At 75.1% G+C, this 18,145-nt stretch carries 15 protein-coding genes; 4 read left to right on the plus strand and 11 right to left on the minus strand.

Features of this window, described 5'->3' with window-relative positions; genetic code table 11:
* The first annotated feature begins 638 nt into the window (after nucleotides 1–638).
* A complete protein-coding gene (trpS, locus tag J5Y05_RS12090; protein ID WP_210871492.1) occupies nucleotides 639–1,697 on the plus strand; it encodes a tryptophan--tRNA ligase in 1,059 nt (352 codons plus the stop codon).
* Nucleotides 1,698–1,722: 25 nt separating this feature from the next.
* Here the strand turns inward: trpS and proC are convergent, their stop codons facing one another.
* The 6 genes from proC to J5Y05_RS12120 form a co-directional block, all read right to left on the minus strand.
* Nucleotides 1,723–2,535: a pyrroline-5-carboxylate reductase gene (gene proC / locus J5Y05_RS12095; RefSeq protein WP_210871493.1), complete on the minus strand. Its 813-nt coding sequence runs from the start codon at nucleotides 2,533–2,535 to the stop codon at nucleotides 1,723–1,725.
* Between the two features lie 166 nt (nucleotides 2,536–2,701).
* Nucleotides 2,702–3,493, minus strand: a complete 792-nt coding sequence (locus J5Y05_RS12100; protein ID WP_210871495.1) for an ABC transporter permease — start codon at nucleotides 3,491–3,493, stop codon at nucleotides 2,702–2,704.
* Nucleotides 3,490–4,356: an ABC transporter ATP-binding protein gene (locus tag J5Y05_RS12105; RefSeq protein WP_372450482.1), complete on the minus strand. Its 867-nt coding sequence runs from the start codon at nucleotides 4,354–4,356 to the stop codon at nucleotides 3,490–3,492. Before J5Y05_RS12105 ends, J5Y05_RS12100 begins: the two co-directional genes overlap by 4 nt.
* Nucleotides 4,357–4,388: 32 nt before the next feature.
* On the minus strand, nucleotides 4,389–5,231 hold the full coding sequence (locus tag J5Y05_RS12110; RefSeq protein WP_210871499.1) for a class I SAM-dependent methyltransferase: 843 nt from the start codon (nucleotides 5,229–5,231) through the stop codon (nucleotides 4,389–4,391).
* Between the two features lie 261 nt (nucleotides 5,232–5,492).
* Complete coding sequence (locus J5Y05_RS12115) at nucleotides 5,493–6,020, minus strand: EamA/RhaT family transporter (protein ID WP_210871501.1); 528 nt, start codon at nucleotides 6,018–6,020, stop codon at nucleotides 5,493–5,495.
* A 105-nt stretch (nucleotides 6,021–6,125) separates the two neighbouring features.
* On the minus strand, nucleotides 6,126–6,443 hold the full coding sequence (locus J5Y05_RS12120) for an SH3 domain-containing protein (RefSeq protein WP_210871503.1): 318 nt from the start codon (nucleotides 6,441–6,443) through the stop codon (nucleotides 6,126–6,128).
* 184 nt (nucleotides 6,444–6,627) lie between these two features.
* Between J5Y05_RS12120 and J5Y05_RS12125 the strand changes: the two genes are divergently transcribed.
* Nucleotides 6,628–8,925, plus strand: a complete 2,298-nt coding sequence (locus tag J5Y05_RS12125; RefSeq protein ID WP_210871505.1) for a serine/threonine-protein kinase — start codon at nucleotides 6,628–6,630, stop codon at nucleotides 8,923–8,925.
* 95 nt (nucleotides 8,926–9,020) lie between these two features.
* Here J5Y05_RS12125 and ilvD read toward each other — a convergent pair whose 3' ends face one another.
* From ilvD to J5Y05_RS12145, 4 genes are all read right to left on the minus strand, one after another.
* The gene (gene ilvD / locus J5Y05_RS12130) at nucleotides 9,021–10,874 is read right to left on the minus strand and encodes a dihydroxy-acid dehydratase (RefSeq protein ID WP_210871507.1); all 1,854 of its coding nucleotides are present in this window, start codon (nucleotides 10,872–10,874) and stop codon (nucleotides 9,021–9,023) included.
* 146 nt (nucleotides 10,875–11,020) lie between these two features.
* Complete coding sequence (locus J5Y05_RS12135; RefSeq protein WP_210871509.1) at nucleotides 11,021–11,638, minus strand: TetR/AcrR family transcriptional regulator; 618 nt, start codon at nucleotides 11,636–11,638, stop codon at nucleotides 11,021–11,023.
* Nucleotides 11,635–12,465, minus strand: a complete 831-nt coding sequence (locus tag J5Y05_RS12140) for a sugar phosphate isomerase/epimerase family protein (protein WP_210871511.1) — start codon at nucleotides 12,463–12,465, stop codon at nucleotides 11,635–11,637. The genes J5Y05_RS12135 and J5Y05_RS12140 overlap by 4 nt, the downstream gene beginning before the upstream one ends.
* A 115-nt stretch (nucleotides 12,466–12,580) precedes the next feature.
* Nucleotides 12,581–13,513 carry a Ppx/GppA family phosphatase gene (locus tag J5Y05_RS12145; RefSeq protein WP_210871513.1) on the minus strand — a complete coding sequence of 311 codons (933 nt, stop codon included), beginning with the start codon at nucleotides 13,511–13,513 and terminating at the stop codon, nucleotides 12,581–12,583.
* Nucleotides 13,514–13,620: 107 nt separating this feature from the next.
* On the opposite strand from J5Y05_RS12145, the gene J5Y05_RS12150 reads away from it, so the two are divergent.
* Nucleotides 13,621–14,490 (plus strand): DUF3109 family protein, encoded by an 870-nt coding sequence (locus tag J5Y05_RS12150; protein ID WP_210871516.1) that lies wholly within the window; start codon nucleotides 13,621–13,623, stop codon nucleotides 14,488–14,490.
* A 92-nt stretch (nucleotides 14,491–14,582) separates the two neighbouring features.
* On the opposite strand, the gene J5Y05_RS12155 is transcribed toward J5Y05_RS12150, so the two are convergent.
* Nucleotides 14,583–16,346, minus strand: a complete 1,764-nt coding sequence (locus tag J5Y05_RS12155; protein WP_443742826.1) for a BACON domain-containing protein — start codon at nucleotides 16,344–16,346, stop codon at nucleotides 14,583–14,585.
* A 355-nt stretch (nucleotides 16,347–16,701) separates the two neighbouring features.
* Here J5Y05_RS12155 and radA point away from each other — a divergent pair, with 355 nt between their 5' ends.
* On the plus strand, nucleotides 16,702–18,111 hold the full coding sequence (gene radA / locus J5Y05_RS12160; RefSeq protein WP_210871520.1) for a DNA repair protein RadA: 1,410 nt from the start codon (nucleotides 16,702–16,704) through the stop codon (nucleotides 18,109–18,111).
* The last annotated feature ends 34 nt before the right edge of the window (nucleotides 18,112–18,145 follow it).

Raw genomic sequence — 18,145 nt, forward strand, 5'->3', positions numbered from 1 at the left:
CTGTCTCCGGCTTTCCTCCGGGCGCTTTCCCTTCGGTCTTGCGTTTCCGACTCTATCAGATCTTCCCGACCCGATTTCCTCGGTGCTTTCCAGGTTCCCGCTTTCGCGTTTCCCTTTCCGGCGATCCCGACTCTATCAGACCCTTTCGGCGCCGATTCCCCGTCAGGAGGGGGTGTCATCGCGGCTGTTGGGCCGTTCCGACGAGGTGAGACTCTAGCGGATTCCCGACTCCCGAGCTAATCGGGGGCCGCGTCCTTTCGAACGTGGATTCCTCATTCCATGAATACGCACGCCATTGCGACGACGACGCCGACAAGCGGTGTTCGCCGAAGAGTGGGTGGTGCTCGTGGAATCGCTGTCCGGGGACCGACTCGGTCGGTGCTCACGTCGGACAACTCGGAGAACAGTACGGGTGGGCCCGGGGTGTGTCAACTCCGGGCCGGGCGGCCCTCGGCGGCGTAGGCTGGCGGACGTGACGACGCGTACGTACAGCCAGTTCTGGTGGGCCGCCTGACGGCGGCCACGCTCACGTACGCACTTCGACGGCCGCCGCTCCCGGCGGCCGTTTCTCGTATCTCCCCTCCTACGGGGCCGGGGCGGCCGGCGGACGGCGGCGGCCCCGGCCGAGAGGCGGAGAGATGACGAGGATCTTCAGCGGGATCAAGCCGACCGGGCACCTGACGCTCGGCAACTACCTGGGCGCGATGCGGCGGTGGGCCGCCGAGGACCAGCACCGGGCGGACGCGCTATTCTGCGTGGTCGACCTGCACGCGCTGACCGTCGACCACGATCCGGCGCGGGTGCGCAGACTGAGCCGGCAGGCGGCGTCCCTGCTGCTGGCCACGGGGCTGGACCCCGAGGTGTGCACGGTGTTCGTGCAGAGCCACGTCGACGAGCACGCCCGGCTCTCGTACGTACTGGAGTGCGTGGCGACCGACGGGGAGATGCGGCGCATGATCCAGTACCGGGAGAAGGCCGCCCGGGAACGGGAGCGGGGCGGGAGCGTACGGCTGTCGCTGCTGACGTACCCCGTGCTGATGGCCGCCGACATCCTGGCGTACGCCGCCGACGAGGTGCCGGTCGGTGACGACCAGGCGCAGCACGTGGAGCTGACCCGAGACCTGGCCGTGCGGTTCAACCAGCGGTACGGGCACACCTTCACCGTGCCCCGGGCCACGCGTCCGGCGGTCGCGGCGCGGGTGATGAACCTCCAGGACCCGGCGTCGAAGATGGGCAAGAGCGACGACGTGGGGCCCGGCATCGTCTATCTGCTCGACGAACCGGACGTGGTGCGGCGCAAGGTGATGCGGGCGGTGACCGACAGCGGGCGCGACATCGTCCACGATCCGCAGGCGCGGCCCGGTCCGGCCAACCTGCTGGAGATCCTGGCCGCCTGCACGGGCGGTGATCCGGTGCGTCTGGCCGGCGGGTACACCTCGTACGGCGCGCTGAAGAAGGACACCGCGGAGGTGGTGATCGAGGCGCTGCGGCCGGTGCGGGAGCGGCACCGGGAGCTGTGCGCGGACCCCGGGCGGGTGGACGAGGTGCTGCGCCGGGGCGCGGAGCGGGCGCGGGCGATGGCCCGGCCCACCGTGGACGCCGCGTACCGGGCGATCGGGCTGCTGCCGCCGCTTACGGACGACGACGGTGGCGGGGCCCGGACGGCCTCCGGTCCCGCCGTGGTCCGGGCGGGCTGAGGGAGGGGGCGGGCCCCGGCCGGGGTCAGTCCTTGGTGCCGGAGGCCAGCTCGCGGCTGCGGTCGCGGGCGGCCTCCAGGGCGGCGATGAGGGCGGCGCGGACGCCGTGGTTCTCCAGTTCGCGGATGGCGTTGATGGTGGTGCCGGCCGGGGAGGTGACGTTCTCGCGGAGCCGGACGGGGTGCTCCCCGCTGTCGCGGAGCATCTTGGCGGCGCCGATCGCGGACTGGACGATCAGGTCGTGGGCCTTGTCGCGGGGCAGGCCGAGCAGGATGCCCGCGTCGGTCATGGCCTCGACCAGGTAGAAGAAGTACGCCGGGCCCGAGCCGGAGAGGGCGGTGCAGGCGTCCTGCTGGGACTCGGGGACGCGCAGGGTCTTGCCGACGGCGCCGAAGATCTCCTCGGTGTGGGCGAGGTGGGCGGCGGTGGCGTGGGTGCCGGCGGAGATGACGGACATGGCCTCGTCGACGAGGGCCGGGGTGTTCGTCATGACACGGACCACGGGGGTGCCGGGGGCGAGGCGTTCCTCGAAGAAGGCGGTGGGGATGCCGGCCGCGCCGCTGATGACCAGCCGTTCGGCGGGGATGTGCGGGGCGAGTTCGTCGAGGAGGGTGCCCATGTCCTGCGGTTTGACCGTGAGGATGAGGGTGTCGGCGTGCTTGGCGGCCTCGGCGTTGGTGACCGGGGTGACCCCGTGGCGGGCACGGAGTTCCTCGGCCCGTTCCGGGCGGCGGGCGGTGACGAGGAGGTCGTCCGGGGACCAGCCGGAACCGATCATCCCGCTGAGCAGGGCTTCACCGATCTTGCCGGTGCCGAGGACTGCGACTTTCTGGGTCATGGCTGCGGTGCCCCTCCGAGGGTTGCGTCGTCCGTGTTCATCCTCGCACCGGGCGGCCGGACCGGGCGCCCGCGTCCGGTGGGCGGGACGCGGGTGCGGCGGGTGGTGAGCGGCGGAACGGCGGGGGCGGGCGCCCGTCGGGCAGGGCTGTGGCGGGGCGGGCCGGTCAGGCCGTGCGGCGGCGGAGGGTCACGGCGCCGAGGGCGAGCACCAGCAGGGCGCAGCCGGCCACGGTCAGGACGTCGCGGACGAAGACGCCGGTCAGGTCGGGGTGGCGCAGGACCTCGTTCATGCCGTCGACGGCGTACGACATGGGCAGGACGTCGGAGACGGCCTCCAGGGCCGGGTGCATGCGGTCGCGCGGGGTGAAGAGGCCACAGAGCAGGAGCTGGGGGAAGATCACCGCCGGCATGAACTGGACCGCCTGGAACTCCGAGGCCGCGAAGGCCGAGACGAAGAGGCCGAGCGCCGTGCCGAGGAGGGCGTCGAGCAGGGCCACGAGGAGGAGCAGCCAGGGGCTGCCGGTGACGTCCAGGTCGAGGAACCAGAGGGCGAGTCCGGTGGCCAGGGCGGACTGGACGACGGCGAGGGCGCCGAAGGCGAGGGCGTATCCGGCGATGAGGTCGCCCTTGCCGAGCGGCATGGCGAGGAGGCGTTCCAGGGTGCCGGAGGTGCGCTCGCGCAGCGTGGCGATGGAGGTGACCAGGAACATCGTGATCAGCGGGAAGATGCCGAGGAGCGAGGCGCCGATGGTGTCGAAGGTGCGCGGGCTGCCGTCGAAGACGTAGCGCAGCAGGAAGAGCATCACGCAGGGCACGAGGAGCATCAGCGCGATGGTGCGCGGGTCGTGGGCGAGCTGGCGCAGCACGCGGCCCGCGGTGGCGGTGGTGCGGGAGAGGTTCAGGGGGCGTACGGGGGCGGGCCGGGGCGCCGCCGGGGCCGGGGCCTGGGTGGTCATCGCGTGCTCTCCTTCGTGCGGTCGGCCTCGTCGACGAGGCGCAGGAAGGCGTCCTCGACGGTGTCGGTGCCGGTGCGGGCGCGCAGGGCGTCGGGCGTGTCGTCGGCGAGGAGCCGGCCCTCGCGCATCAGCAGGAGGCGGTGGCAGCGCTCGGCCTCGTCCATGACGTGGGAGGAGACGAGGAGGGTGGTGCCGCGCTCGGCGGCGAGGGAGTGGAAGAGGTTCCACAGGTCGCGGCGGAGGACGGGGTCGAGGCCGACCGTCGGTTCGTCGAGGACCAGGAGGTCGGGGGCGCCGAGCAGGGCGACGGCGAGGGAGACGCGGCTGCGCTGGCCGCCGGAGAGCCGGCCGGCCAGGGCGTCGGCGTGGTCGGTGAGGTCGACGTCGGCGATGGCCCGGGTGACGTGCTCGCGGCGGCGTGCGGCGGCGGTGCGGCCGGGTTCGAGGATCGCGGCGAAGTAGTCGAGGTTCTGGCGCACGCTCAGGTCGTCGAAGACGGACGGGGCCTGGGTGACGTAGCCGACGCGGGTGCGCAGGGCCGGGTTGCCGGCGGGCAGTCCGAGGACCTCCAGGGTGCCGGTGACCTTGGCCTGGGTGCCGGCGACGGCGCGCATGAGGGTGGACTTCCCGCAGCCCGAGGGGCCGAGGAGGCCGGTGACCTGGCCGCGCGGGACGGTGAAACCGAGGGCGCGCAGGACGGTCCGGCCGCCCCGGACGACGGTGAGGTCCTCGGCGCGGAGGGCGGGTTCGGCGGGGACGGGCGCCTCGGCGGGTTCGGCGCCGGCCGAGGTGGGGGTGGCCGGGCCGTCCGGCGCGGCCGGGTCCGCCGGGCCCTCGGGGGGCTGGGGAGAATAATTCATCACGTGATGAATACTCCTCCGGTGACCGGCCGCCGTCAAGCGTCCCGGGGCGTGGTCGCCACGAGCAGGACGACGTCGTACGTCTCCTCCACGACCCCCTCCGGGAAGACGGCCCGCAGGTGCCGCCGCTCCTCGGCGAGGAAGGCGGCGCCCCGCTCCTCGTCCCGGGTGAGGAAGAGGGAGTGGCTGGCGAGGTTGGCCAGATGGGTGTCGAGGGGGACGCGCCGGCTCCAGCGGACGGTGCGCCGGGTGCCGCCGACGCGGTGGGCCGTCTCCGCGAGGCGGGCCTCGACGCCGCGCAGGCCGGGCTCCTCGACGCCGAAGTGGGCCTCGATCCGCCGTTCCTGCTCGGCGATCCACGGCACGTCGCCGGGGTCGGTGTTCCACCACAGCGCGAGCGCGCCGCCGGGACGCAGCACCCGCAGCGCCTCCGGGACCGAACGGTCCGGGTCGGTCCAGTGCCAGGACTGGGCGTAGGTGAGCAGGTCGGCGGAGCCGGTGGCCAGGGGGAGGGCGTCGCCGACACCGCGTACGAGGGGCACGCCGGGCAGGTCCCGGCGGAACCGGGCGGCCATGCCATCGCCCGGCTCGACCCCGATCACACGGGCGCCGCGCGCGTGCAGCAGGGCGGTGGCGATCCCCGTACCGGCGCCGACGTCCGCGACCCGGGCGCCTGCGAGGGGGCGGCCCGCCAACTCCTCGACCGCGTCGAGCAGCGCGGGCGGATAGGAGGGGCGGGCGGCGGCGTACCGGTCCGCGGCGGCGTCGAAGGAGCGGGCGCGGACGGCGCGGGGGGCCCGGGTGGGCGAAGTCGCGGGGGTGGCGGCGAGGGCGGAGGCGGGGTCGGGGGTGGCGGCGGGGTCGGGCGAGGTCGTCATACGGCCATGGTGACGGCCGAAGGGTGGGGTGTGTACGGCCCGGGGCGGGCGGTTCCCGGGACCGGCCGGGACGCGGGGGCAAGGGGGTTCCCTGGACCGGCCGGGACACCGGGGCAGGCGATTCCCGGACCGGCCGGGACACCGGGACGCCGGTACGCCTGGGCAGGGCACCGGGCCCCGGGCTTCTCGGTGCGGCCCGGCCTCCCCCGGGCGGGCCCGGCCTCCCCCGGGCCGGCCCGGCCTCCCCCGGGCCGGCCCGGGTCAGGCGCGGCCCCGGCGCTTCTTCTTCGAGGGGTTGCCGGAACGGCGGGTGGTGCGGCGTGCGTACAGGTCGCGGGCGCGGTCGTACTCGGCGCGGTGCAGGGCCTCGCCGGGGGCCTCGGTGAGACAGCGCAGGGAGTAGGCGAGGAGCGAGCCGACGAAGCCGATGCTCAGCAGACCGCGCAGGGACGCCTGGCGGTCGGGGTCGGGGCGGCGGGAGAAGCCGGTCCAGGTGTTCCGGAAGGCGACGGCGCTGCAGATGGCGAACATCACGCCCATCAGCACCGTGACGAAACCGCTGACGGCGGCGATCCGCAGGCCCTCGTAGGCGATGAACAGGACCAGGCAGGCCACGGCCGCCGTGAGCAGCGCGCCGACGGCGAGCCCGGCCCGGCGGACGGCGTAGCCCCGGCCGTGGTCCACCCAGCTCGTGCCGAAGAAGCGCAGCGGCTCGGGGCGGGGTCCGGCCGGGGCGGCGGAGCCCTCGGCCGTGCTCGGGGTGCCGTTCGTACCGTTCTCGTCGCTCACGGCTCGATTATGGCCGGGGCGGTGCGGCGGGCTCCGGGCGGGCCGGGAAGCGGCCCGCCCGCTCCGGGCCGGGCTCGGAACGGGCCCGGCCCGGAGCGCCTCGGCTCAGGAGCAGGGCGGGGCGACGTACCCGTCGCTGCCGGTGTAGACGTACGTGTCGGAGACGTACTCGCCGTTGCCTATGCGGTTCCAGAGCGACGACGTGCCGTAGGGACCGGTCACCGTGGTGCCGTTCGTCTGGCAGGTGATCGAGACCTGGGCGCCCAAGGGCAGGACGCGGACGACGGCGTAGCCGGTGCCGGGTCCGCTGCGGACGTTGAGCCGGTACCCCGGCGCGACCGGGTACGTGCGCGCCGCCGCCGCGGTGGCGACGGACTCCTTCTCCTCGCCGCCCCCGACGGGCGCGGACTGGTCCACGGACATGCGAAAACCTCCCCCGTTGCACCCCATGACAGCCATGGGGCCCCGTTGATTCCCGCCCGGCGGGCCCTGAAACACATGTTCGCCTTTCGTACGGGCACGCCGGGCAGGCCGCCTCGGCGCCGTGAGCGCGATCCATTAGGCTCCGAACGTCGCGCGCGGTGAGGAACGGCACGGGGGTGGTCCCATGGCGCCAGAGCGGAACGCCGGGCCGGGTGCGGAAGCGGAACATCCGGAATACGCCGGCCACTACCGGCTCGACGCCCGGCTGGGCTCCGGTGGCATGGGGGTCGTGCACCTGGCCCGCAGTACGTCCGGGATGCGGCTCGCGGTGAAGGTCGTGCACGCCCGGTACGCGCGGGACCCCGAGTTCCGGGGCCGGTTCCGGCAGGAGGTCGCGGCGGCGCGGCGGGTGAGCGGGGCCTTCACGGCGCCGGTCGTGGACGCCGACCCGGACGCGGTACGGCCCTGGATGGCCACCTTGTTCATCCCCGGCCCGACCCTCGCGGACGAGGTGAAGCGGAACGGTCCCCTGGAGCACGGTCGGCTGCGCCGGCTGATGGCGGGGCTCGCCGAGGCGCTGCGGGACATCCACCGGGTCGGGGTGGTCCACCGGGATCTGAAGCCGGGCAACGTCCTGCTCGCCGAGGACGGTCCGAAGGTCATCGACTTCGGCATCTCCCGGCCGAAGGACAGCGAACTGCGCACCGAGACGGGGAAGTTGATCGGCACGCCGCCGTTCATGGCGCCGGAGCAGTTCCGCCGGCCCCGGGAGGTGGGACCGGCGGCGGACGTCTTCGCGCTCGGTTCGCTGCTGGTGCACGCGGCGACCGGCCGGGGCCCCTTCGACTCGGACAGCCCGTACGTCGTGGCGTACCAGGTCGTGCACGACGAGCCCGATCTGACGGGACTGCCGGAGAGTCTCGCCCCGCTGGTGCGGAGCTGTCTGGCCAAGGAACCGGAGGAGCGGCCCACGCCGGACGAGCTGATGCTGCGGCTGCGGACGGTGGCGGCGTCGTACGACACCCAGGCGTTCACAACGGCTCCCCGGGACCCGTCGCAGGACACGCCCGGGGCGCTCCCCGACGGCATGCCGGAAGGGGACACGCCCGGGGGCCACCGTACGGAGGCCGACACGCCGGGCGTCGCGGAGGGCGACACGCCGGGGGACGACCGTCCGGAGCGCGACACGCCCGACACGCCCGGCACCCCGCGCACCGACACGCCGGGGGCCTGCACCACGGAGCCCGACACGCCCGGCACCGGCACCCGCACCACCCCCACCGACGCCGTCACCGACACCCCCCGCCCCCACCTCCCGCGCCGCCGCGCCCGCCGCTTCGCGCTCGGGGCCGGTGTGGTCGGCGTCGCCGTGGCCGGGGCGCTCGTCCTGGTCCTGCCGTCGCGGGGCACGGACCCGAGGGCACCGGTGCCGCAGGCCGCGGCGTCCCCCTTCGGCACCTGGCGGACGGCACCCGACGAGGAACCGGGCGTCTCGCACTGCTCGTACGGCGGCGGACGGCTGCTGTGCGCGCGGCCCGGACTGGTCTTCGCGCTCGCCCCCTCCGACGGGAAGGTGCTCTGGCGCCACCCCGTCGCGCGGACGGTCGTCGGCCAGCCCCCGTCGGTCGCGGACGGCCTCGTCCAGCCCGCCGTCCAGCAGGGCACCACCCTGACGTCGCTCGACCCCGCCACCGGCGCGACCGCCCGGGAGGGGGAGCTGCCCGCCTACCAGGGCCTGCGCCGGGCCGGCGGCATGCTGCTGCTCACCGGCGCCGACGGCCGGGTCACCGGCGTGGACACCGCGTCCGGCGAGCCCCGGTGGACGCGCCCGGTCCCGGGCCACCAGACGCCGTACTTCGCGGCGTTCCCCGGCGACCGCCTGGCGTACGCGACGAGCACCGGCGACGACGGGACGCGCACCCGGGTCACCGCGGTCGACCCGGCCACCGGCACCGTGCGGTGGGACACCGAGATGGACGGTGTGGTGCGCCCCGTCGGCACCTCCGGCGGCTCCCTGTGCCTGCTGGCCGTCGACCCGGTCTACGGCGACACCCGCGCCGTGCTGCGCTACACCCCCGGCACCGGCGACCTGCTCCGCGTCACGCTGCCCGTCCCGCTCGCGCAGGCCGAGGCCACCGTGCGCGGCGACCGGGTGTACCTCATGGGGGACGGCGGCTCGCTGCGCGCCGTCGACCTCGCCGGCCGGGTCCAGCGGTGGAGCCTGGAGACCGGCATGAGCCGAGGTTCGGCGCCCGTCGCCGACGACCGGCACGTGTACGTCGCCGCCCCCGACGGGCGGCTGCTCGGCGTGGACGCCGGCTCGGGACGGCTGCTCGGCCAGACCCCGCCCCGGCTCGGCACGGCCTCCGACACGGTCCCCGCCGACCTGGCCCCGCCGGTGCTCGCGGGCGGCCACGTCTTCTCCGGGGCCCCCGACGGCAGCGTCCTCGCCGTGGACGCCCGGGACCCGGCCGCCTGGTAGCGCGCCGGGCACACGGCCCCACCGACACGCGGGCCGACACGCCGGAGGGCCGCCCCCGCGCGGTGGGGGACGGCCCTCGGGCGTGCCGGAAGGGCTCAGCCCAGCTTGCTCACGTCGCGCACGGCGCCCCGGTCGGCGCTGGTCGCCATGGCGGCGTAGGCGCGCAGCGCGGCGGAGACCTTGCGGTCGCGGTCGCGCGGGGCGTACGCGCCGTTCAGGGCGTCGGCGCGGCGGGCCAGCTCGGCGTCGTCCACGAGCAGCTCGACGGAGCGGTTCGGGATGTCGATGCGGATGCGGTCGCCGTCCTCGACCAGGGCGATGGTGCCCCCGGAGGCCGCCTCGGGCGAGGCGTGGCCGATGGACAGGCCCGAGGTGCCGCCGGAGAAGCGGCCGTCGGTGATGAGCGCGCACGCCTTGCCGAGGCCGCGGCTCTTCAGGTACGAGGTCGGGTAGAGCATCTCCTGCATGCCGGGGCCGCCCTTGGGGCCCTCGTAGCGGATGACGACGACGTCGCCCTCGGTGACCTGCTTGGTGAGGATCTTCTCGACGGCCTCGTCCTGCGACTCGCAGACGACCGCGGGCCCCTCGAAGGTCCAGATCGACTCGTCGACGCCGGCCGTCTTGACCACGCAGCCGTCGACGGCGAGGTTGCCGCGGAGCACCGCGAGGCCGCCGTCCGCGGAGTAGGCGTGCTCGGCGGAGCGGATGCAGCCGCCCTCGGCGTCCTCGTCCAGGGAGTCCCACCGCTCGGACTGGGAGAACGCCTCGGCGGAGCGGACGCAGCCGGGGGCCGCGTGCCACAGCTCGACCGCCTCCGGGGACGGGGAACCGCCGCGGATGTCCCAGGTCTTCAGCCAGTCGGCGAGGGAGGGGCTGTGCACGGCGTGCACGTCCTCGTTGAGCAGTCCGGCGCGGTGCAGTTCGCCGAGGAGGGCGGGGATGCCGCCGGCGCGGTGCACGTCCTCCATGTAGTACGTGCGGTTCTTCCCCACGTTCGGCGCGACCTTGGCGAGGCAGGGCACGCGGCGCGAGAGGGCGTCGATCTCGGTGAGGCCGAAGGGCACCTCGCCCTCCTGCGCGGCGGCCAGCAGGTGCAGGATCGTGTTGGTCGAGCCGCCCATGGCGATGTCGAGCGCCATGGCGTTCTCGAACGCCTGGAAGGTGGCGACGCTGCGGGGCAGGACCGACTCGTCGTCCTGCTCGTAGTAGCGGCGCGTGATGTCCATGACGGTGCGCGCCGCGTCCTCGTAGAGGGCCTTGCGGGCGGTGTGGGTGGCGAGGACCGAGCCGTTGCCGGGCAGGGAGAGGCCGATGGCCTCGGTGAGGCAGTTCATCGAGTTGGCGGTGAACATGCCGGAACAACTGCCGCAGGTCGGGCAGGCGTTCTCCTCGATGCGCAGCACGTCGGCGTCGGAGACCTTGTCGTTGGCCGCCTCCACCATGGCGTCGATCAGGTCCAGGGTGCGGACCGTGCCGTCGACCAGGGTGGTGCGGCCGGCCTCCATCGGACCGCCGGAGACGAAGACCGCGGGGATGTTCAGCCGCAGCGCGGCGTTGAGCATGCCCGGGGTGATCTTGTCGCAGTTGGAGATGCAGATCAGGGCGTCGGCGCGGTGCGCCTCGACCATGTACTCCACGCTGTCCGCGATCAGGTCGCGGGAGGGCAGGCTGTACAGCATGCCGCCGTGGCCCATGGCGATGCCGTCGTCGACGGCGATGGTGTTGAACTCGCGGGGGATGCCGCCCGCGGCGGTCACCGCCTCGCTGACGATCCGGCCGACCGGCGCGAGGTGGGTGTGGCCGGGCACGAACTCGGTGAAGCTGTTGGCGACCGCGATGACGGGCTTGCGCCCGATGTCCGCGCCCGGTACACCGGAGGCGCGCATCAGGGCGCGTGCGCCCGCCATGTTGCGGCCGTGGGTGACTGTGCGGGACCTCAGCTCGGGCATCGCCGCTCGCTCCTTCGGAGAGTTGTGACTGCCGTCGAGCGTACGCCGGACTTCCAGGTACCGGGACAGGGTGTCCGCGATTCGGGACGCACGTCTCGTACGAGGAGATGTCGGACGGGCCTGCCACGGGCCCCGGACGACCCCCTTCAGGGCGCGGTGAGGTGGCCCTGCACGACCGGCGCCAGACGGGCGACGAGCGCCTCCAGGTCCGCCGAGGCCAGCGGCTCCACCTTGATCACGTACCGGAGGAAGGCGCAGCCCACGAGCTGGGCGGCGGCCAGTTCGGCGCGGAGTTCCGCGTCCGGCAGGTCGAGCTGGTCGGCGACGCGGCGCAGCACCTGGGCGCCGACGAGGCGGCGGAGGACGGCGGCGGCCGTCTCGTGGTCCAGGGCGGAGCGGAGGATGGCGAGCAGCGGGGCGCGGGTGACCGGGTTCTCCCAGATGCCGAGGAAGAAGCGGGTCAGCCGCTCGCCGATCCGGTCGAGGGGGCCGTCGGCGATCCCGCGGGGGGCGTCCAGGGCGGGGGCGAAGGCGACCTCGACGGCCGCCGCGAAGACCTGCTCCTTGGTGCCGAAGTAGTGGTGCACGAGGGCCGGGTCGACACCGGCGGCCTTGGCCACGGCACGGACGGAGGTCCGCTCGTAGCCGCGTGCGGAGAACTCCTCGCGGGCCGCGGCGAGGATACGGTCCCGGGTGCCGGCGGACTCGGTGCGCGGGGGCCGGCCGCGGCGCCGGGCGGGCGTCCCGCCGGGGGCGGCGGTCACCGGCGGCCGGCCTTCGACGCCGCGGCCAGGTGCAGCCGGGTGAAGGCCAGGGCCTCCGCGAGGTCGGACTCGCGTTCGGCGCCGGACATGGCGCGGCGGGTGTTGACCTCGACGACCACGTGGCCGTCGAAGCCGGTGCGGGCCAGGTGCTCCAGCACCTCGGCGCAGGGCTGGGTGCCGCGGCCGGGGACCAGGTGCTCGTCCTTGGCCGAGCCCCGGCCGTCGGCGAGGTGGACGTGGCCGAGCCGGTCGCCCATGCGCGCGACCATGCCGAGGGTGTCGGCGCGGGCGGTGGCCGCGTGACTGAGGTCGATCGTGAAGTGGCGGTAGTCCTCCTTCGTCACGTCCCAGTCGGGCGCGTAGGCGAGCATCTCGCGGTCGCGGTAGCGCCAGGGGTACATGTTCTCCACGGCGAAGCGGACGTCGGTCTCCCCGGCCATGCGCCAGACGCCGTCGACGAAGTCGCGCGCGTACTGGCGCTGCCAGCGGAAGGGCGGGTGCACGACGACGGTGCTCGCGCCGAGCTTCTCGGCGGCGGCGCGGGCGCGCTGGAGCTTGACCCAGGGGTCGGTGGACCAGACGCGCTGGGTGATCAGCAGGCAGGGGGCGTGCACGGCCAGGATCGGCATCCGGTGGTAGTCGCTGAGCCGGCGCAGCGCGTCGATGTCCTGGCTGACGGGGTCGGTCCACACCATGACCTCGACCCCGTCGTAGCCGAGGCGCGCGGCGATCTCGAAGGCCGTCGCCGTCGACTCCGGGTAGACGGAAGCCGTCGACAGGGCGACCTTCGCGTCCGGGATGCGGACGACGTCCCTTGGTTCTGCCACGAGGGCCAGGTTACGGGTCGGCTCGGGCGGGTGCGGGGTGGCCGCGGGCCGTTGTGGTCATCGCCATAGCGGGGGCGTCGGCCCCCCGTGGGCCCGGCCGCCTCCCCCGGGTGGCCTACCCGCGCCCCATGTGGTCCAGGCGGCGCAGGATCACGCCCTCGCGCAGGGCCCACGGGCAGACCTCCAGGTTCTCCACCCGGAACAGGTCCATCGCGGCCTCGGCGACCAGCGCCCCGGCGAGGAGCTGGGCGGCCCGGCCCTCGGAGACGCCGGGCAGCTCGGCGCGCTCGGCCGCGGTCATGGCGGCCAGCCGGGGCACCCAGCTCTCCAGGGAGACCCGCTTCAGCTCGCGCTGGACGTAGAGGCCCTCGGCGGAGCGGGCGGCGCCGGCCAGGCGGGCCAGTTGCCGGAAGGTCTTGGAGGTGGCGACCACGTGGTCGGGGGCGCCGAGGCGGCTGAAGTCGCCGACCGTGCGGGCGATCTCCGTACGGACGTGGCGGCGCAGCGCGCGGACGTCGTCCGGCCGGGGCGGGTCGCCGGGCAGGTGGGCGGCGGTCAGCCGGCCGGCGCCGAGCGGCAGCGACACGGCGGCGTCGGGCTCCTCGTCGATGCCGTGGGCGATCTCCAGGGAGCCGCCGCCGATGTCGAGGACGAGCAGCGTGCCCGCGGACCAGCCGAACCAGCGGCGGACGGCGAGGAAGGTGAGGCGGGCCTCGTCGGCGCCGCTGAGGACGGCGGGCTCGACGCCGGTCTCCTCGCGCACCCGGGCGAGGACGTCGTCGGCGTTGGCCGCGTCGCGCACGGCGGAGGTGGCGAAGGCGAGCAGCTCCTCGACGCCCTGGTCCTCGGCGGCCCGCAGCGCCTCGCGCACCACGGCGATCAGCCGGTCGACGCCGTCGGGGCCGATCGCGCCGTCGTCGTCGAGGAGCTGGGCCAGCCGCAGGTCGGCCTTGTGCGAGTGCGCGGGCAGCGGGCGCGCTCCGGGGTGCGCGTCCACCACCAGCAGGTGCACCGTGTTCGAGCCCACGTCGAGGACACCGAGTCTCATGGGGGAAACGCTACTGCCGCCGGGGCCCGCCCGGTACGCCGCGCCCGGCGGCGGGGCGGCACGGGAGGCGGTGCCTGCCCGGCGGCGGGGCGTCTTACCCTGGAGCCGTGCCAAAGACGAAAAAGGCGAAGGACGAAAAGTCGACCAAGAAGGACAAGAAGAGCAAGAAGGACGGACGGTACGGGATGCCCCTGGGTTCCTCGGCGGCGGACGCCGCCGCCGTGGCCGGCGACGAGCAGGGCCTCGACTTCGCGCGCGCGTGGGTGGAGTTCCCGGACCCGGCCGACGACGAGCAGGTCTTCCGCTGCGATCTGACCTGGCTGACCTCGCGCTGGTCCTGCATCTTCGCCTCCGGCTGCCAGGGCATCCAGGCCGGCCGCGCGGACGACGGGTGCTGCTCGCTGGGGGCCCACTTCTCCGACGAGGACGACGAGAAGCGGGTCGCGGGGCACGTGGCGCGGCTCACGCCGGACATCTGGCAGCACCACGCCGAGGGCACCCGCGACGGCTGGGTCTCCGAGGACGACGAGGGCTCCCGGCAGACCCGCCCGTACCAGGGCTCGTGCATCTTCCAGAACCGGCCCGGTTTCGCCGGGGGCGCGGGCTGCTCGCTGCACATCCTGGCGCTGCGGGAGGGCCGGGAGCCGCTGGAGACCAAGCCGGACGTGTGCTGGCAGCTCCCGGTGCGGCGCACCTACGAGTGGATCGACCGGCCGGACGACACGCGGGTGCTCCAGGTGTCGATCGGCGAGTACGACCGGCGCGGCTGGGGTCCGGGCGGGCACGACCTGCACTGGTGGTGCACCTCGGCGACCTCGGCGCACGGCGCGGGCGAGCCGGTGTACGTCTCCTACCGGGCGGAGCTGGTCGAGCTGATGGGCAAGGCGGGCTACGACCGGCTGGCCGGGCTGTGCGAGGAGCGCCTCGCCTCCCAGCTCCCGCTGCTGGCCCCGCACCCGGCGGACCCGGCGCCCTGAGGCGTACTGAGTCGTACTGAGGCGTACTGAGGCGCCCTGATCCTGAGGCCCTGACCGGGCCCCCCTCGCCGCGGCGGCCCCGGGCCTGCGGGCTACGAGGCGGAGGGGCTCGGGTCGCCGCTCTCGACGGGCGGCGGCTGCGAGGTGCCGCCGGTCGGGGGCGGCTCGGTGGGCGTGGGGTCCGGATCGGGGGACGTGGTCCCCGGGCCGTCGGTCGGCGTCGGGTCCGGGGTCTTGGAGTGCGTCGGGGACGGGTCCGGGCGGGAGGTGCCCGGGGGCGGCGGGGTGCCGGGCGTGCTGGGGCGCGGGGCCGGGCGGGTCGGGGCGGGCGCCGTGCCGTGGCCGGAGATGGTGACGACCGCGCCGGCCGGGGCGACGGCCACCCGTGCCCTCCAGGGGCCGGACGGCTCGCGCAGGTGGTCGACGAAGACCTTGACGGTGAGGGTCTCGCCGGGCGCGAGGGTGCCGAAGGCGCGGCTCACGTAGAGCCAGGGGGCGGTGGTGGAGACGGACCAGCTCACCGGGGCGTCCCCGGCGGCGGTGAGAGTGATCAGCGTGGTGTCGCCGTCGGTGCCGGCGGCGACCGTGAGCCGGCCGGTGCCGCTCTCGCCGGCGCCGGTGACGCTGACGACCTCCACCGAGACGTCGGAGCCGCCGGCCTCGTCGAAACCGGGGCCGGGGGTGGTGCTGGCGTTGCCGGCGTTCTCGTAGCCGGTGCCGTCCGGGGCGCCGTCGGGGACGTCGGGGCCGTGCTCCTTCCCGGCGGTGGGCGGGTGGCCGTCGGCCCCGCCCTCCGGTCCGCCCCGGTGCGCGGCCCACAGGGCGAGCATGGGCGCGGCGACCACGGTGGCGACGACGGTCGTCGTGACGGCCCGCGCGCGCAGCCGGTCGCGCCGGGCGGCGTGGTCCTTGGGGTCCATCGGGAAACCGCGCCGGTCGAAGCGCGGGGCGGCGCCGCGGGCGCGCGGCAGGTGGGCCATCACCAGGTGCAGGGCGGTGCGCGGGGCCTCCAGCACGGGCAGTTCGGCGGGGGTGACGGCGGTGCCGGGCCAGCGTCCGGGGATGGCGCGCTCGGCGGTGCGGCGGCAGCGGGGGCAGTCGTCGACGTGGCGGACCAGTTCGCGGCGGAGGGCGGCGCTGAGCACGAGGCGGTTCTCGCCGGTGAGCCGGGCGACGCCGGGGCAGGCGCCGGTCTCGACGACGGCGAGGGCCGCGCGGGTGCGTTCGACCTCGCAGGCGGCGGAGGCGAGCAGTTCACGGGCGGGGGCCAGGCCCATGCCGAGGACGGCGGCGACCTCGTGGGCGGCGAGACGGTGGCGCACGGCCAGTTCGAGCGCCTCGCGCTGCTCCGGGGTGGTGCCGGCCGCCTCCGGCCAGGCCAGCCGGGAGAGTTCGCGGCGGCGCCGGCGGTCCTCCTCGTCCCCCTCGTCGGCGGGGTCGGGGCCGGCCGCGTAGGCGTGGTGGGGGCCGGCCGCGGAGCGCGATCCGCACCGCCGGCCGCCGCGGGAGCGGCCCGCGCCGAGGCCGTCCCGGCGGTGCCGGCGGGCCTCGGCCAGGCGGCGCAGGCAGGCCCAGCGGGCCAGCGCGTACAGCCAGGCGCGGCGGTCCCCGGCGGCGTCGGGGGCGCGGTGGGCGCGGCGCTCGGCGAGCGCGAGGACGTCGGCCAGAGCCGCGGTGGCTCCGTCGTGGTCGCAGAGGACGGAGAGGCAGTAGGTGAACAGGCCGTCCAGGTACGCGTCGTGGCGCGCGGGTGGCCGCTGTGCCGGGGTGCGCACCACGGCGCGGTCGCGCGCCTCCCTGTGCGCCCGGTGTGCGCCGGTCGTGCGGCTGGTGGTCTCCGGACTGCTCCTCATCACCCGGCGACCGTAGGGGGCTATGGGGGGCCCGTTCCGACACGTTGCGCACATTTAATCCGTACGGGTGAAACGATCCCTCATAAGGGGACAGGAAGCTGATATTCCGTGGCCGGATCACGGGGTGAGGTGGCGAAATCCGGGCGGTCGGCCCTCCTGACCACGCCACGAGCACCGGACCGGCACCCCGCCACCGGGCCCGCCGTCACCTCGCCACCAGGGGCGTACCGGCGCACACGTCCGCCCGCACGCCCTACGGCCTCCGCGCGCACCGGAGCACGCCGCCGGGCTCCGGCCGGGTTCGAGGCGGCCCGACCGCGCGGGTCCGATTGTCGGTGGCGGCGGTTACGGTTCGTGCATGGCTGCCCGTACGAAGACCACCAAGGACCGTCCGTCCTACCGCTGCACCGAGTGCGGCTGGCAGACGGCCAAGTGGCTCGGCCGCTGCCCCGAATGCCAGGCGTGGGGCACGGTCGAGGAGTACGGCACGCCCGCCGTCCGCACCACCGCCCCGGGGCGCGTGACCACCTCCGCCCTCCCCATCGGCCAGGTCGACGGCCGGCAGGCCACCGCCCGCACCACCGGCGTGCCCGAGCTGGACCGGGTGCTCGGCGGCGGACTGGTGCCCGGCGCCGTGGTCCTCGTCGCCGGCGAGCCCGGCGTCGGCAAGTCCACGCTCCTGCTGGACGTCGCGGCCAAGTCGGCCAGTGACGAGCACCGCACCCTCTATGTCACCGGCGAGGAGTCCGCGAGCCAGGTCCGGCTGCGCGCCGACCGCATCCACGCCATCGACGACCACCTCTACCTGGCCGCCGAGACCGACCTCTCCGCCGTCCTCGGCCACCTGGACGCGGTCAAGCCCTCCCTGCTGATCCTGGACTCGGTGCAGACGGTCGCCTCCCCCGAGATCGACGGCGCCCCCGGCGGCATGGCCCAGGTCCGGGAGGTGGCCGGCGCCCTGATCCGCGCCTCCAAGGACCGCGGCATGTCCACCCTGCTCGTGGGCCACGTCACCAAGGACGGCGCGATCGCCGGCCCCCGCCTCCTGGAGCACCTGGTCGACGTCGTCCTGCACTTCGAGGGCGACCGGCACGCCCGCCTCCGCCTGGTCCGCGGCGTGAAGAACCGCTACGGCACCACCGACGAGGTCGGCTGCTTCGAGTTGCACGACGAGGGCATCACCGGCCTCGCCGACCCCAGCGGCCTCTTCCTCACCCGCCGCGCCGAGCCGGTGCCCGGCACCTGTCTCACCGTCACCCTGGAGGGCCGCCGCCCGCTGGTGGCCGAGGTGCAGGCGCTCACCGTCGACTCCCAGATCCCCTCCCCGCGCCGGACCACCTCCGGCCTGGAGACCTCCCGCGTCTCGATGATGCTGGCCGTCCTGGAGCAGCGCGGACGCATCAGCGCCCTCGGCAAGCGGGACATCTACTCCGCCACGGTCGGCGGGGTGAAGCTCTCCGAGCCGGCCGCCGACCTCGCCATCGCGCTCGCCCTCGCCAGCGCCGCGAGCGACGTCCCGCTCCCGAAGAACCTGGTCGCCATCGGCGAGGTCGGGCTCGCCGGGGAGGTGAGACGCGTCACCGGCGTCCAGCGCCGGCTGGCCGAGGCGCACCGGCTGGGCTTCACCCACGCCCTCGTACCGGGCGATCCGGGCCGGGTCCCCGAGGGCATGAAGGTTCTGGAAGTGGCGGACATAGGGGACGCGCTGCGGGTCATGCCGCGGTCCCGTCGGCGAGAGGCCCCACGGGAGGCGGAGGACCGCCGGTAGACTTTGCCCTGGTCTCGCCCGTCCGTACGAACCG

Source organism: Streptomyces tagetis, from assembly GCF_018069565.1.
In the GTDB taxonomy this organism is placed as follows: Bacteria; Actinomycetota; Actinomycetes; order Streptomycetales; family Streptomycetaceae; genus Streptomyces; species Streptomyces tagetis.

Bases quoted from the DNA above. Each gene is read 5' to 3' on its own strand.
- trpS (WP_210871492.1), top strand. From the start codon at position 639: ATGACGAGGATCTTCAGCGGGATCAAGCCGACCGGGCACCTGACGCTC.
- proC (WP_210871493.1), bottom strand. From the start codon at position 2,535: ATGACCCAGAAAGTCGCAGTCCTCGGCACCGGCAAGATCGGTGAAGCC.
- J5Y05_RS12100 (WP_210871495.1), bottom strand. From the start codon at position 3,493: ATGACCACCCAGGCCCCGGCCCCGGCGGCGCCCCGGCCCGCCCCCGTA.
- J5Y05_RS12110 (WP_210871499.1), bottom strand. From the start codon at position 5,231: ATGACGACCTCGCCCGACCCCGCCGCCACCCCCGACCCCGCCTCCGCC.
- J5Y05_RS12120 (WP_210871503.1), bottom strand. From the start codon at position 6,443: ATGTCCGTGGACCAGTCCGCGCCCGTCGGGGGCGGCGAGGAGAAGGAG.
- J5Y05_RS12125 (WP_210871505.1), top strand. From the start codon at position 6,628: ATGGCGCCAGAGCGGAACGCCGGGCCGGGTGCGGAAGCGGAACATCCG.
- ilvD (WP_210871507.1), bottom strand. From the start codon at position 10,874: ATGCCCGAGCTGAGGTCCCGCACAGTCACCCACGGCCGCAACATGGCG.
- J5Y05_RS12145 (WP_210871513.1), bottom strand. From the start codon at position 13,513: ATGAGACTCGGTGTCCTCGACGTGGGCTCGAACACGGTGCACCTGCTG.
- radA (WP_210871520.1), top strand. From the start codon at position 16,702: ATGGCTGCCCGTACGAAGACCACCAAGGACCGTCCGTCCTACCGCTGC.